Origin of the sequence: Aurantimonas marina (assembly GCF_017183135.1) — a bacterium.
In the GTDB taxonomy this organism is placed as follows: Bacteria; Pseudomonadota; Alphaproteobacteria; order Rhizobiales; family Rhizobiaceae; genus Aurantimonas; species Aurantimonas marina.
The window spans coordinates 42,131-55,829 of sequence record NZ_JADDXW010000019.1 but is presented as its reverse complement, the minus strand read 5'-3'; the positions used below and the strand labels follow the sequence as shown (position 1 = coordinate 55,829).

The window sequence follows — 13,699 nt, the reverse complement described above, 5'->3', positions numbered from 1 at the left end:
AGAAAGCAAACAAAAGCTTGCCAAACCCCTAGGAGGGTCGCTGTATCAGCGGCACTCGAAAAGATATGACGAAGGCGGCACAAAACCGAACCGGTCAGAACACTTTGTTCGTACCGGCTCTTGGCGGCCCGTTCAGGCCACCCCGGCGCCACCGCCGTCGTCGATGACCGGCATATAGGCGATCGCTGATCCGCCTGTCAACGGCGGTGGTCGCAAAAACTTCAAAAACCTGGCGCCGGCGGTGTGACGCAGGGGCCGCCTGGGAGGCCGGGACGCCAGGTGCGCCTCCTTCGCCCGCTCTGCCAGCGTCTATGCGCCAACCGCGAAGGCACTTGCGACTGCCTGGCGGTTCGACGGCCTGACTTGCGGCAGCGGATCGAGGCGGCACTATCAGAACCGCTCGCCGATCATACAGAACCGCGCGCGATCATAGTTGAGACCCCGTGGGGGAGACGCTATTGCCGGCAGGCACGGGATTTTCGAGGCGTTCCGTCGATGATGCGCCTCGGTCGATATTTCGCCACCTTGTTCGCGCAAACGCGACGAGCAAAAGACGACGGGGGACAGACCGCTTGCGATACGACAAGCCGGCTTTTGGGGACGAGCCGCCGCTGGTAGCCGATCGGCGTCGCCGACCGGACCGCCGGCAGGTATCGGCGCGCTGGCTTGCCGGGACGCTACTGACTGGTCTCACCTCGACCGCCTTGATGGGCATTGCCCTCTCCGCGGCCCTCGATGGCCACCGCGGCGCCGCCCGGCCCGCCGGCCTTGCGGCGCTGGTCTTCAACAAGAGCCTCACAGAAAAAGGCGAACGCGTCGTTGCGACCGCGATCCCAGTCGCGCGCAGCCGTCAGATCATCGAGTTGTCGACCATGAGCCGGGATGGTGATCGCGAGGTCATCCGCACCCTGCCCTTCGGTTACGTCAACATGCTGCTCGGCGCGCGCTATCAGGCGAGCACCGACTATCCGAGCTTCGATCCGTTGAAAATCTTCGCCGACGCCGCGGATAGGGAGTCGGGTACCGACGCTGCGGAGCCTGCCCGGATCTATGGGGCGCGGGTCGAATCGGAGGTGCAGCTCAAGGTTCAGTCCTTCGATTATGACGAAGCCGCCTATGAACGCGCCGACGCCCTGACCACCGCGAATGCGGCGCAACTCGTGCGCTCCGTCGCGCCGAGCCTGTCCTACCAGCCGGTTCAGGTTGCATCGCTGGCGACCGTCGACCCGATGCGGTTCAACCTGACGAGCGATGCCCCCGACTACGAGCCGGGCTCCGCGTTTCGGGTAGTGGAGGAAAACGTCTCGCTGGCGACATCCGACACGGACGACGCGCTTCCGCGCTTCCATGAAGAGGTGATCCCGTTGCGCGATACGGCGAAGATTGCCGATATTCTCGATCGCAACGGACGCCCACAAGCCGAGGCCGGCGCCGCGGTCGATGCGCTGGTGGGACTTCTGAAATCCGACGACCTGAAAGCCGGCGACGCATTGCGGGTGGGCATCGTCACGACCGGCGACCGCACGCAGGTGGTGCGGCTTTCGGCCTATCGCGGCAACCGGCATCTCGCCACCGTCGCCGAGACGGAGGATGGCCCGTTCGAAGCCGCAGCGGCGCCGGAAATGGGCGACTCGGTTTCAGATGCCTTCAACGAGAACGAAAACGAGGCGCCGCTGCGCACCGACATGCCCAGCGTCTATGATGGCGTCTACCAGGCGGCGCTCTCCTATGGTCTGAACAGCCGGCTTTGCCGTCAACTGGTGCGCATGCTTGCCTCGGAAGTCGACCTGCAGGCCCGACTGAGCCCGACTGATCGGCTGGCCGTGTTCTATTCCCTGGAAGAAGGCGAAGAAGACGCGACCGACAAATCCGAGATCCTGTTCGTCGAGGTCCGCTTCGGCGATACCACGAAGCGCTTCTACCGGTTTCGACCGAGCGACGCCGACAGCGCCGACTATTTCGATGCGGAAGGGCGCAGCGCCAAACAGTTCCTGCTGCGCAATCCCGTGCCCAACGGCCGCTTCACATCGAGTTTCTCGCCCAACCGCAAGCATCCGGTGCTTGGCTATGTGCGACCGCATTGGGGGGTCGACTGGGCGGCCCCGCGCGGCACGCCGATTCTCGCCTCCGGCAACGGCGTCGTCGAAAGGGCCGGCTGGTCCAGCGGCTATGGCCGCCAGACCATCATCCGTCATGCCAATGGCTACGAGACCTCCTATTCGCACCAGAACGCCATCGCCAAGGGCGTCAAGGCGGGCGCCAAAGTGCGTCAGGGGCAGGTCATCGGCTATGTGGGCTCGACCGGCCTGTCGACCGGCAACCACCTTCACTATGAATTGTCGGTCAACGACAAGAAGGTCGATCCGATGCGCATCAAGCTGCCCTCGGGCCGCGCGCTGAAGGGGGCCGAGCTCGATACCTTCAACCGGGAACGCGACCGCATCGACAATCTGTTGCGCGAACGCGTGGAGTCGCCGCTGGTCGCCAATCGCTGACCAGCCATTACGGCGCCGCGTCAGCGCGGTCGCGAGACCCCGTCAAAGCCGCTACCGCTGGGCGTAACCGCCCTGCGCCGACGTGCTGGAGCAGTTCCCGGCAAAACGGACGGGACGACAGCGATACCTCAGGCGAAGGTCCGGTAGGGAGCGAAACGGCTCTCCTGCACCATCCGCCAGCGCCGCGACGTCGACAGCACGGTCTCATCCGCTTCGCCGTTCCGGCCATGTAGACCGACATCTGCGAGAATATGACCGTCATGCACGGCCATGGAGCGGTTGAGAAGCTCGGCGCTCTTCATGGCGCGACCGGCAGTCTTGGTCTTGGGACCGATTTTCAATCCGAACATGTCGCACCCCTACGCTTGTCTGCAGATGTCATTTTGCTGTGCGACAATTCATTTGATTAGTCCAGCGACAAGTTTTAAACGGATCGGTGAGAAAAACTCGTCTAATTCCTCCAGTCGGATCCGCCATGCCCCTGATCGAGGTCGATCTCGTCCGTACCTTCGTCGCGATCTGCGAGACCGGCAGCTTCTCCAAGGCCGCCCAGCAGGTCGCCCGCACGCCGTCGGCTGTTAGCCTGCAGATGAAGAAGCTCGAGGCGATTCTGGGCCGCGAGCTTTTCGTGCGGGAGGGTCGCTCGGTCGGCCTCAGCGGCGACGGCGAGGCGTTCCTAGGCTATGCGCGCCGTCTGATGCAGCTCAACGAGGAGGCGGTCTCGCGCTTTCGCGCACCGGCCATGGAGGGTCGGGTGGCGTTCGGCGCCCCGGACGACATCGGCTATATTGCAATTCCGCAGATCCTCAAGCGCTTCGCGTCGACCCATCCCCATGTCGAAGTCGACGTGAAGCTCAAGTCCAGCGATGAACTGCGCCGGCTTTGCGATACCGGCGCGCTCGATCTCGCGGTGCTGTGCTGTTCGGATTACGGCAAGCGTGACGTGCGGATCGTTCACACCGAAAATCTTGTCTGGATCGGCCTTAAGCACGGTCAAGCGGTCAGCAAGAATCCACTGCCGCTGGCTCTCGCCACCCGGGGCTGTGCCTGGCGAGCCAGCGCCCTCGCTGCGCTCGACGCGGCTCACATCGGTTACCGGATCGCCTATTCGAGCGAGCACTCGCAAGGACAGATCGCCGCGGTTCTCGCTGACCTCGCGATCGCGCCGCTTCCCGAAAGCCATGTCTCCGCATCGCTGCGCCAACTGGGCGAAGCGGATGGTATGCCGCCGCTGCGCCAATATGAAGTGGCGCTGATGAAGCGGAAGGGCTGCGGCAAGATCGCCGACGCGCTCGCCGAGCACGTCACCGAAAGCTTCGCCGACCTTCGTCCGTCCCTGAGCCTCGCCCTTGCGTGAACAGGGGGGTCCGGGCTCCGGGGAGATCATGGTCCCTGGCGCTTCTCATGAGCGGGAGCGACCGGCCATCGTCCCTTGCGATCAGCCAGCGCTTTCGACGCGCGACTGCGTCCGCCAGAGGTCGATCTCGCCCTCGCCGGCGTGACGATCGATCTCGGCAAGTTCGGTCTCGGAGAAGTCGAGCTGTTTCAGGGCGTCGAGCGAATTATCGAGCTGATCGACGGTGCGCGCGCCAACCAGCGCCGACGTGACCTCCGAGCGCCGCAGCACCCAGGCGATCGCCATTTGCGCAAGGCTCTGTCCCCGGCTCTCGGCGATCGCGGTGAGGGCGCGGATTCGCGCGATGTTCGCGGCGCTGAGCATGTCCGGTTTGAACGAGCCCTCGCGCGCGGCACGCGAGTCGCTCGGAACGCCCTCCAGATATTTTCGGGTCAGCAGGCCCTGGGCCAAGGGCGAAAACGCGATGCAGCCGATGCCCAGCTCACCGAGGGTTTCCAGGAGCCCGTCCTCGACCCACCGGTTGAGCATCGAATAGGACGGCTGGTGGATGACGAAGGGCGTGCCCTGCTGCTTCAGAATCGCGTATGCCTGCCGCGTCAGTTCCGGCGAATAGGACGAGATGCCGACATAGAGCGCCCGTCCGGACCGCACGATCTGATCCAGGGCGCTCATTGTCTCCGCAAGCGGCGTCTCGGGATCGGGGCGGTGATGGTAGAAGATGTCGAGATAGTCCAGCCCCATGCGCTTCAGGCTCTGGTCGCAGGACGCGATCAGATATTTGCGCGAACCGAAATTGCCGTAGGGACCGGGCCACATGTCGTAACCGGCCTTGGACGAGATGATCAGCTCGTCCCGGTAGGGCCGGAAATCCATCTCCATCCAGCGGCCGAAATTCTCCTCGGCGGAGCCGTAGGGCGGGCCGTAATTATTCGCCAGGTCGAAATGCGTGACGCCCCGATCGAACGCCCGCCGCAGGATCGCCCGTCCGGTCTCGAAGACATCCGTGCCGCCGAAATTCTGCCAGAGGCCGAGCGAAATGGCCGGCAGTTTCAGGCCGGAGCGCCCGACCCGTCGATAAGGGATGGCGTCGTAACGATTTGCTTCGGCGAGGTAGGGCATGCGGCGGACCTTTTTGGCGAACCAGAACTGTCTGCCGGTATAGGCGGTCGCGCGGCGCGGGAAAAGAGCGGCGGAACGCCAGTGCGATCGGCCTCCTCGCCGCCGGGTGCCTATTTGCAGTAAGTCCCGCCATTTCGCCGCGCCGCGATATCGAGATGGAAATGCGTCGCGTGGTCGGCGTCGGTGCCTGGGCCGAGAACCGTCTTGAAGGGCCCGCATGCGCCCTCGCGGACCGCACGTTGAAACCGCGCTGCCGGTGAGCCCGGCTCCTGCGTCTCGACGCCGATCCTCTTGCCATCCTTGAAGGCGAACGCGGCGATGTCGACGGCGCTGCCGCGCGCATGTTCGGAAATGCCGTTTTCGGATGCGCGGTTGCGGCAGACATAGGTGGAGGCGTGGCGAAACTCGCTCAGCCGCGTCGCCGGGAAATTCGCCTTGGCCGCCGGAACGACGCTGTCCGTTATCCAACGGTCGAGGGCGAGCGCCGATCGACATAGCAGCTCGGTGCCCGACGAAATCGTAACGCCGCTGGAAAGCCGTTCGATATTGACCGGCCGCAAGACGCCGCAGGCGCCGTCGCTGATACTCTCGCCAATGGTGAAAAGAACGCCGCGCTTCTCGAGTTCCGCCTCGCACATCCTGGCGTCCTCGATCGCCGCAGCGGCGAGAACGGCAGCGGCCGGTGTAATGGCGGGCTCTCGATCTTTCAACGGATCGGGAGCGTCCGAAACCGGAGCAGAGACAGGCCTATCCGGTAGAGCCGGTTTCGCTCGCTCTCGTTTGCTCGCTTCCGGCGCCGCGAGAGATTGGCTTTCAGGCAGTACGTCCGGTCGCGTCTCCGGGACCGGGATCTCGCTCACAGGCTTTTCCACCGCGGGCTCGGGTGCGCTCTCCATCGCTCCGGGAATTGCGGGGCCCAAGAGACCGCTTTCTTTGGGCTTACCCGTTTCGGCCGCCCCCTCAGATCGCACCGCCGCCGGCAGGTCGCCACCCTTCGGTTTCGATTCTTCTCCCTCGCGCGCACCGGTGGCGCCGTCGTCCGGCCGCGCTTCGGGCACGGGCAGCGCCGCATCCTTCGGTGCCTGCGCCCGCGCCGATGGCTGCCCTGAAGCGAAGACCAGCGCCAAGACGGCCAATACCGAAAAAGCGCGGTCCTTCGCCCCTCTCACCCGGAGAACTCGACGCTCGTGCGGCCCGGCTCGACCAGCTTCGACAAGGCCTCGGCGTCCCAATTGGTCAGCCGTACGCAGCCATTGCTATTCGATTTGCTGATTTGCGAGGGCTCGGGCGTTCCGTGAATTCCATAGGTCGGCTTGGACAAATCGATCCACATCGAGCCGACCGGTCCGTTCGGTCCCGGCGGCAGCGTCAGCGGTTCGGAATTCTCACCCTGCTGAAAATTGATCTTCGGATTGTAGCTGTAGGTCGGCTCAGGGGCTAAAGCATTGACCGTCATCGTTCCCGATGGCGAGGGCGTCGCCGTCGAGCCGATCGTCGCGGGATTGGCGAGCACGATCTGATCTTGGTCATCATAAGCGACGAGACGACCGGCGGCCTTATCGACGACGATCCTGGCGACCTTCGTCGTCGGCGCCTCGCCGGGATCGGCGACCAGGATCGTCGTTCCTGCCTTGGCGAAATCGGCGCTCGGATTGAGCAATTTGAGAAGATCCTCGTCCATATGGAACTTCTCGGCCAACATCTCGGCGGGATCACGGTAGCCGAGCCATTCCATCCCGGCCCGCTCGCCATAATCCTCCGGAATAGATGCAACGTAGCGGCCCGCGACATCCTCCTTGGTGATCGTGTAGATCTGCATGGCCTCGCCCTCATCGACGGCAAGAACCGTCCAGACATCCGCGTCGATCCGCCCGTCCTCCGGTAGGCCGCGCATCAACTCGTAGGCGCGGACCGCCTTGTCGGTATTGTCGCCGGGCATTCCGTCGATGACGCCGGGCGAGGCATGTGCCCGGCCAAGCAGCACCTGCAGCCGGATGAGAAACGGGTCCGGAGCCCCTCCGGAACGAGCGCCCTGCCGCGCTTGCCAATCGACGAAATGCGCTGTTCCGATCGCCGCTTGCGTCAGCGGCAGTGCGTCAGAAAAGGCTGGAGAGGGGGCAAGCCACGCCAGCAAGCCGGCGGATGCGGTTAGAAGGATTTTCATCAAAGGCCTCACATCGAAACAATGAACCTTCAACGCCAGCCCAGGGCTCGAGGCTCCCGGACCGGTGATCAACCTTCCATCGTGGTCAACGATGCGTTAACAAACGCGCCCATCCTCCACGGACTATTCAACGAACTCCACCGTGACGCCCGACTTGACCATCTTGGCAAGCTCCGTGGCGTCCCAATTGGTCAGGCGCACGCAGCCATTGCTGTTGGTCTTACCGATTTTGGAGGGCTCGGGCGTGCCATGGATGCCGTAAGTCGGTTTTGACAGGGCGATCCAGATCGAACCGACCGGCCCGTTGGGTCCGGGCTGGATCGTCAGCACCTTGTCGTTGTCGCCCTGTTTGAAGTTGATCTTCGGGTTGTAGGTGTAGTTCGGGTCGAAGGCGATCCGGTTCACCTGGACGATGCCGGAGGGCGACGGCGTCTGGGTCGAGCCGATCGTCGACGGATAGGCCGTGATCAACGTGCCGTCGGCGGCGTAGACGCGGACCTGCTCGCGCCCCTTGTCAGCGATAATCCTGGCGACGTCCTGCTTCACCGGCTCGCCGATCGCGGCAACCTTGATCCGCGTGCCGGGCTTGCTGAAGTCGGCACCGGGGTTGATCTCCCGCAGGAAAGCCTCGTCCATGTGGAACTTCTCCGCGATCTTCTCCGAGGGTCGCTCGAAGCTCATTGCGGGCAGCTGCGCCTTTTCGCCGTAGTCGACGGGGATCGACGCAACGAAGGGGCCGGCGACATCGTCGGCGGTGAGCTCATAGGTGGTGATGGCCGGGCCGCCGGTGGCGTCGAGTTCCTCGGCCAGAGCCTGGGCGTCGCCGGTGGGAAGAGTCCGACCGAATTTTTCCTCGTACGCGGCAACCGCCTTGTTGACATTCGATCCCATGCGCCCGTCGATCACGCCGGGGGACATGCCGGCCCGGTCAAGCAGGATCTGCAGCGCCGCGATCTCAGCCTTGGCGTTCTTGCCCTTAGGCATCGCGACCTGGGGGGCCGGATCGCTCTCCTGAACCGTCTGCCCCTCAGGCTGGACGATCGGCGCACCCGGCTCCGGCAGGGGTTCGGACGACGGAATCGTGTCGGGCAGGGCGGCGTCCCTCTGCGGCTCGACGACCACATCGCGAGGCGCTGACAACGGCAATTCGGCTTCGCGGCGCGGCTCGGCCGCCGGTTGCTCGGGCGCGGGCAATGGCGCGGCGATTACCGGGGCATCGAAGGCGGGGCCGTTGCCGCGGGGTTCGTTATGGTAGGGATCCGCCGAGCGTGGGCGCACGATCGAACGCTCCACGGGGGCCGGCTCGAGGATAGCGCCCGGAGGAGCGATATCGACCCGCCCTTCGAGCGTAACCCCTGGTGGCGGCGGTCCATCGATGATCGCACCACGGCGGTCCTCGAAGCGCTGACGACGCTCCCGGAACTGCTGCCGGCGCGGCTGCTCCACACCGATGATGCGGCCATAGGCATCGACCATGACGCGTCGGCCCATCTCGTCTACGTACACTTCGGCGACGTTGTCGTGATAGATCTCGACGTTCGGATCGTAATATTGCGCCAACCGCACGGGTTCATCGACCCGCCTCGCGGAATCTGCGGTCTGCGCCAAGGCCGCCGTCGCGCCGAATGACAGCACGAACGCCGAAAGATACAACCGCGCGATTACACTCATCTTCATCTCTCCACCAAAGCCCCCGACCCGGACGTCTCGACCGGCCCGGACCATATCGACATAGAAAATGGCAGATGAACCGGACATGAAAAAGGCGGCTTTACTTCTTTGTCCGGTCCAGATCGGCCGTTCCAGCCTCGAAACAGTCGAAGTTCGCCGGAAAACGCCCTGCGGCAAGCCCGTCATTCCGTGGTCTGGCGGTAGCTCCCCGTCACGCCGAATGCGACCCGGTGGAACGCGATGCGCCTGCAACCCGTTGATGGGGCAACCGAAACGGATCGGAGAAGGATCATGTCATCGACGGAAGGCCGGACCATCATGGGCAATGAGACCGACGGCGTCGGCATCGACAATATCGAGGCAAGCCGCGTCTCGGGAACCGAAGTCTACAACACCGACGGTCATCACCTCGGCCATATCCACGATCTCGTGCTCGGCAAGCGTGACGGCCGGGTGAAATACGCGATCATGTCGTTCGGCGGCTTTCTGGGGATCGGCGAGGAATATCATCCCCTGCCCTGGCAGGTGCTGAAATACGACGAGCGGCAGGGTGGCTATGTCGTCGGCATCACCCGCGATCAACTCGAGGGCGCACCGCGCTATGCCGCGGGGGCCACCCCGAGTTGGGGCGACCCGGACTACGGCCGCAGAATCGACGACTATTATCGGCCCGCTTACATCTGACCGGCGCGCATCGGGACCAAACAAAAGAGGGCGGCCGCGGGGCCGCCCTTTTCGTTCGCCATCGCATCTTTCAGGCGGCCGCGCGGTCACCGCCGGCACCGGCCTTCGAGCCGACTACATCGAAGATCAGGTGGTCGGTCCCACCGGTGATCTTCACCGTATTTTCGTCACGAACCTCGCCGAGCAGGATCTTCTCGGCCAGCGGATCCTGCACCTCGCGCTGGATGACCCGCTTCAAGGGCCGCGCGCCGTAAGCCGGATCATAGCCCTTCTCTGCCAGCCACGTCCGTCCGCTCTCGTCCAGTTCGAGCCGGATCTTGCGGTCGACGAGCAGCTTTTCGAGCCGTGTCATCTGGATGTCGACGATCGCGCCCATTTCCGAGCGATGCAGACGGTGGAAGAGGATGATCTCGTCCACCCGGTTGAGGAACTCCGGACGGAAGGAGGCCTGCACCACCGCCATGACCTGTTCGCGCGCCGCTTCGGCGTCCTCGTCGTCCTTGAGCGCGACCAGATACTCCGCCCCAAGGTTGGATGTCATGATGATCATGGTGTTGCGGAAGTCGACCGTGCGCCCCTGCCCGTCGGTGAGCCGCCCGTCATCGAGCACCTGCAAGAGGACATTGAAGACGTCCGGGTGGGCCTTCTCGATTTCGTCGAACAGAACCACCTGATAGGGCCGGCGCCGCACCGCCTCGGTGAGCGAACCGCCCTCCTCGTAGCCGACATAGCCCGGAGGCGCCCCGATCAGCCGGGCGACCGAGTGCTTTTCCATGAATTCGGACATGTCGAGCCGGACCATCGCCGCCTCGTCGTCGAACAGGAAGGAGGCCAGCGCCTTGGTCAGTTCGGTCTTGCCGACCCCGGTGGGGCCAAGAAAGATGAACGAGCCGATCGGTCGGTTGGAATCCTGCAGGCCGGCGCGCGCCCGGCGCACCGCCTTGGAGACCGCCTGCACGGCCTCGCCCTGACCGACGACCCGCTTTTGTAGCGCGTCTTCCATGCGCAGCAGCTTGTCGCGCTCGCCTTCCAGCATCCGATCGACCGGGATACCGGTCCAACGCGAAATCACCTGCGCGATGTGGTCGGCGGTCACCGTCTCCTCGACCATCGCATCGGCGTTGACCGTCGTATCGACGGCCTCGGCCTGCTTCAGTTCCTCTTCAAGCTTCGGGATTTCGCCATAGGCGAGTTCGCCCGCCCGCTGGAATTCGCCGCGCCGCTGGGCGGTGGCGAGTTCGTTGCGGGCCTCGTCGAGTTGCCGCTTAAGATCCGCGGCGAGGCCCAGCTTGGATTTTTCCGCCTGCCACGCGCTGGTGATCCGGTTCGATTCCTCTTCAAGATTGGCGATCTCGGAATCCAGCCGCTCCAGCCGATCCCGCGCCGCCTCGTCGGTCTCTTTGCGCAAAGCCTCGCGCTCGATTTTCAACTGCATGACACGCCGGTCGATCTCGTCGAGCGCTTCGGGCTTGGTGTCCACCTGCATGCGCAGCCGCGCCGCGCCCTCGTCGACGAGGTCGATCGCCTTGTCGGGCAGGAAGCGGTCGGTGATGTAGCGGTTGGAGAGCTGCGCCGCCGCAACAAGGGCCGAATCCGAGATTCGCACCTGATGGTGCTGCTCGTATTTCTCCTTGAGGCCGCGCAGGATCGAGATCGTATCCTCGACCGTCGGCTCGGCGATGAAGACCGGCTGAAAGCGCCGCGCCAAGGCCGCGTCTTTCTCGACGTGCTTGCGATATTCGTCGAGGGTTGTGGCGCCGACGCAGTGCAGTTCGCCACGGGCAAGCGCCGGCTTCAACAGGTTCGAGGCGTCCATCGCCCCGTCCCCCTTGCCAGCGCCGACCAGCGTGTGCATCTCGTCGATGAACAGTATGATCGAACCGGCCGCGCTGGTGACTTCCGACAGCACCGCCTTCAGCCGTTCCTCGAATTCGCCACGATATTTCGCGCCGGCGATCAGCGAACCCATGTCGAGCGCCATCAGCTGCTTATCGCGCAGCGACTCCGGCACGTCGCCACTGACGATCCTCAGCGCCAGGCCTTCGGCGATCGCGGTCTTGCCGACACCCGGCTCGCCGATCAGAACCGGGTTGTTCTTGGTGCGGCGCGACAGAACCTGGATCGTGCGGCGGATCTCGTCGTCCCGGCCGATCACCGGATCGAGCTTGCCCTCTCGGGCCGCGGCAGTCAGGTCGCGGGCGTATTTCTTGAGGGCGTCATAACCGCTCTCGGCCGACGCGGAATCAGCCGTGCGCCCCTTGCGCAAATCGTTGATCGCCTCATTGAGGCCGTTCGGCGTGACGCCGGCCTTCTTCAGGATGTCGGCGGTCTTGGCGGATGTCTCGATCGTCAGCGCCAGCAGCAACCGCTCGACGGAAACAAAGCTGTCGCCGGCTTTCTTGGCGATCTCCTCGGCCGTCGCGAACACCTTCGCCAGTGGCTGCGCAAGGTACATCTGCCCCCCGCCTCCGGAGACCCGGGGCATCGCGTCAAGCGCCCCATCGACTGCGATCTGAACGTCTTTCGGGCGACCGCCAGCTTTCTCGATCAGGCCGGCCGCCATGCCCTCCTCGTCGTCGACGAGGACCTTCAGAAGATGCTCCGGCGTGAACTGCTGATGGTCGCGGGACACCGCGAGCGTCTGGGCCGCTTCGACAAAGCCGCGCACCCGTTCAGTATATTTTTCCAGATTCATTGGATCGCCTCTCCTTTTGGCGGTCCACCCTCGCCCGAGGCATGAACCGCGCATCGATGGAGTTCGGCCCCCGACATCGGCGAGCCGCCCGCCACCGATATGGGATCGGACGGGTCGCCGCGAAAGAGGCAGTTTGCCAGACTGTTGCAAAAATGTTGCGCCAGCGTGAATGCAAAAGGACGCCGCGGCAGCCGCGACGTCCTTGATCTTGATCATATGCATCCGGCGATCGGCCGAAAAGGCCGGACGGTTCAGGCGTTGGAGGCCAGCAGGAAGTCCGGCAGGGCGTTGCCCTCGCCGTCGCTCGTCTCGGCCGACGCCTCTTCGAGCTTTTTCTTGCGCGGTCGGCCGGGCCGGCGCTTGACCGGCGCCTCGGCCCCACTCTCGGGGGTATTGGCCAGGGGCTCCGCGCTGGCAACCTCCTCGACCTTTCGGGCTTCGGCCGTCGCGCCCTCGCCGCCTCGCGACGGGCTCGGACGGGTGGCGCTCGCGGCAACCGCCTCCTCGCCCTCGCGGCTCCGGCGCGGCCTGCCCCGGCGCCGCGGCGTCCGTTCCGCCGGCTCGTCGGCCTGTGATTCGCCGGCAGAGACCACCGCGCCGCTTGACGCCTCCGACGAATGCCTGTCACGGACTCGCTCGCCGTCATTGCGCTGGTGGCGGCCGCCCTCACCCTGTTCGGAGTTTTCGCGCGCGATGACCGGCTGCGGACCGGTCCCGTCCGCCGGAGTTCTGTCGCGGCGGTCGCGATTTCTGTCGCGATTGCCGTCACGGTCCCTGTTGCCGTCGCGATTGTTATCGCGATCCCGGTCGCGATTGCCGTCCCGGCCCCGATTGCCGTCCCGGTCGCGGTTGGAGTCGCGATCGCGGAATCCGTCGCGGCCATCGCGATCGCCGTCCTGCTGACGGTGATCGTTGCGCTCGCCCGACGACTCCTGCGAATCGTCATCTTCGTCGGACTCGTCGCGGGAATCGCGATCGTCGCGCTGTTGCGGGAACTGCGCCTGCGCGGCCGCGACGATGCGATTATAGTGTTCGGCGTGCTGCAGGTAGTTCTCGGCCATCACCCGGTCGCCGGCACCCGAAGCATCGCGCGCGAGCGTCGTGTATTTCTCAGCGACGTGCTGGGCGGTGCCCCTGATCTTCACATCCGGGCCGTTCGACTCGTAACTGCGCGAGAGCGGATTGGGACCTTTGCGTCCGCGGCCGCGCATACGGTTTTTCTGCTGTCCTGGCCTCATGAACTTCCTGTCTATTGGATGCACCGGTCGTGCCGGTATGGCTTACTGCCTCAGGGCGCACCATGCGCGCCCGCACGAATTTAGCTCCGCCGGAGCAAAGCCAACATAAAGAGATTAAATCGGTTGTGCCTGGCGATACCCTCACGCCGGCTTGACGGACGACCTACTAGTCATCTCGAGCGTCCTATGGCTGCCGTCGAGCGGCACCTAAAGGAACTGCCCCCTCGGATGTTCCGTACTGGCCGCGACACTAGAGGGTTACGCGCGCCGTAACAA

Annotated in this window: 10 protein-coding genes; 3 read left to right on the top strand and 7 right to left on the bottom strand. The window is 64.5% G+C overall.

The window, feature by feature from the left end; all coding sequences use genetic code 11:
• Nucleotides 1-572 precede the first annotated feature (572 nt).
• A complete protein-coding gene (locus ING15_RS17225) occupies nucleotides 573-2,495 on the top strand; it encodes a M23 family metallopeptidase (protein ID WP_206456079.1) in 1,923 nt (640 codons plus the stop codon).
• A gap of 128 nt (nucleotides 2,496-2,623) precedes the next feature.
• Here ING15_RS17225 and ING15_RS17220 read toward each other — a convergent pair whose 3' ends face one another.
• On the bottom strand, nucleotides 2,624-2,845 hold the full coding sequence (locus tag ING15_RS17220) for a hypothetical protein (protein ID WP_206456078.1): 222 nt from the start codon (nucleotides 2,843-2,845) through the stop codon (nucleotides 2,624-2,626).
• Nucleotides 2,846-2,970: 125 nt separating this feature from the next.
• Here ING15_RS17220 and ING15_RS17215 point away from each other — a divergent pair, with 125 nt between their 5' ends.
• Nucleotides 2,971-3,852, top strand: a complete 882-nt coding sequence (locus ING15_RS17215; RefSeq protein ID WP_206456077.1) for a LysR substrate-binding domain-containing protein — start codon at nucleotides 2,971-2,973, stop codon at nucleotides 3,850-3,852.
• An 81-nt stretch (nucleotides 3,853-3,933) separates the two neighbouring features.
• Here ING15_RS17215 and mgrA read toward each other — a convergent pair whose 3' ends face one another.
• The 4 genes from mgrA to ING15_RS17195 all read right to left on the bottom strand — a co-directional run bounded on the left by mgrA (nucleotide 3,934) and on the right by ING15_RS17195 (nucleotide 8,806).
• Nucleotides 3,934-4,971 (bottom strand): L-glyceraldehyde 3-phosphate reductase, encoded by a 1,038-nt coding sequence (gene mgrA / locus ING15_RS17210; protein WP_206456076.1) that lies wholly within the window; start codon nucleotides 4,969-4,971, stop codon nucleotides 3,934-3,936.
• A 110-nt stretch (nucleotides 4,972-5,081) separates the two neighbouring features.
• Nucleotides 5,082-6,140 (bottom strand): extensin-like domain-containing protein, encoded by a 1,059-nt coding sequence (locus ING15_RS19885; RefSeq protein WP_206456075.1) that lies wholly within the window; start codon nucleotides 6,138-6,140, stop codon nucleotides 5,082-5,084.
• Entirely contained in the window at nucleotides 6,137-7,135 is a 999-nt protein-coding gene (locus ING15_RS17200; RefSeq protein ID WP_206456074.1) for a L,D-transpeptidase family protein, read from the bottom strand. Before ING15_RS17200 ends, ING15_RS19885 begins: the two co-directional genes overlap by 4 nt.
• Nucleotides 7,136-7,258: 123 nt before the next feature.
• Nucleotides 7,259-8,806, bottom strand: a complete 1,548-nt coding sequence (locus tag ING15_RS17195; RefSeq protein WP_206456073.1) for a L,D-transpeptidase family protein — start codon at nucleotides 8,804-8,806, stop codon at nucleotides 7,259-7,261.
• 291 nt (nucleotides 8,807-9,097) lie between these two features.
• On the opposite strand from ING15_RS17195, the gene ING15_RS17190 reads away from it, so the two are divergent.
• The gene (locus ING15_RS17190; protein WP_232845843.1) at nucleotides 9,098-9,490 is read left to right on the top strand and encodes a PRC-barrel domain-containing protein; all 393 of its coding nucleotides are present in this window, start codon (nucleotides 9,098-9,100) and stop codon (nucleotides 9,488-9,490) included.
• 70 nt (nucleotides 9,491-9,560) lie between these two features.
• Here the strand turns inward: ING15_RS17190 and clpB are convergent, their stop codons facing one another.
• On the bottom strand, nucleotides 9,561-12,185 hold the full coding sequence (clpB, locus tag ING15_RS17185) for an ATP-dependent chaperone ClpB (RefSeq protein ID WP_206456072.1): 2,625 nt from the start codon (nucleotides 12,183-12,185) through the stop codon (nucleotides 9,561-9,563).
• Nucleotides 12,186-12,436: 251 nt separating this feature from the next.
• Nucleotides 12,437-13,423, bottom strand: coding sequence for a DUF4167 domain-containing protein (locus ING15_RS17180; RefSeq protein WP_206456071.1), 987 nt, complete (start codon nucleotides 13,421-13,423; stop codon nucleotides 12,437-12,439).
• Between the last annotated feature and the right edge of the window lie 276 nt (nucleotides 13,424-13,699).

Excerpts from the sequence above, each read along its gene's own strand:
- ING15_RS17220 (WP_206456078.1), bottom strand. The coding sequence starts at position 2,845 with ATGTTCGGATTGAAAATCGGTCCCAAGACCAAGACTGCCGGTCGCGCC.
- ING15_RS17215 (WP_206456077.1), top strand. The coding sequence starts at position 2,971 with ATGCCCCTGATCGAGGTCGATCTCGTCCGTACCTTCGTCGCGATCTGC.
- mgrA (WP_206456076.1), bottom strand. The coding sequence starts at position 4,971 with ATGCCCTACCTCGCCGAAGCAAATCGTTACGACGCCATCCCTTATCGA.
- ING15_RS17200 (WP_206456074.1), bottom strand. The coding sequence starts at position 7,135 with ATGAAAATCCTTCTAACCGCATCCGCCGGCTTGCTGGCGTGGCTTGCC.
- ING15_RS17195 (WP_206456073.1), bottom strand. The coding sequence starts at position 8,806 with ATGAGTGTAATCGCGCGGTTGTATCTTTCGGCGTTCGTGCTGTCATTC.
- ING15_RS17190 (WP_232845843.1), top strand. The coding sequence starts at position 9,098 with ATGTCATCGACGGAAGGCCGGACCATCATGGGCAATGAGACCGACGGC.
- clpB (WP_206456072.1), bottom strand. The coding sequence starts at position 12,185 with ATGAATCTGGAAAAATATACTGAACGGGTGCGCGGCTTTGTCGAAGCG.
- ING15_RS17180 (WP_206456071.1), bottom strand. The coding sequence starts at position 13,423 with ATGAGGCCAGGACAGCAGAAAAACCGTATGCGCGGCCGCGGACGCAAA.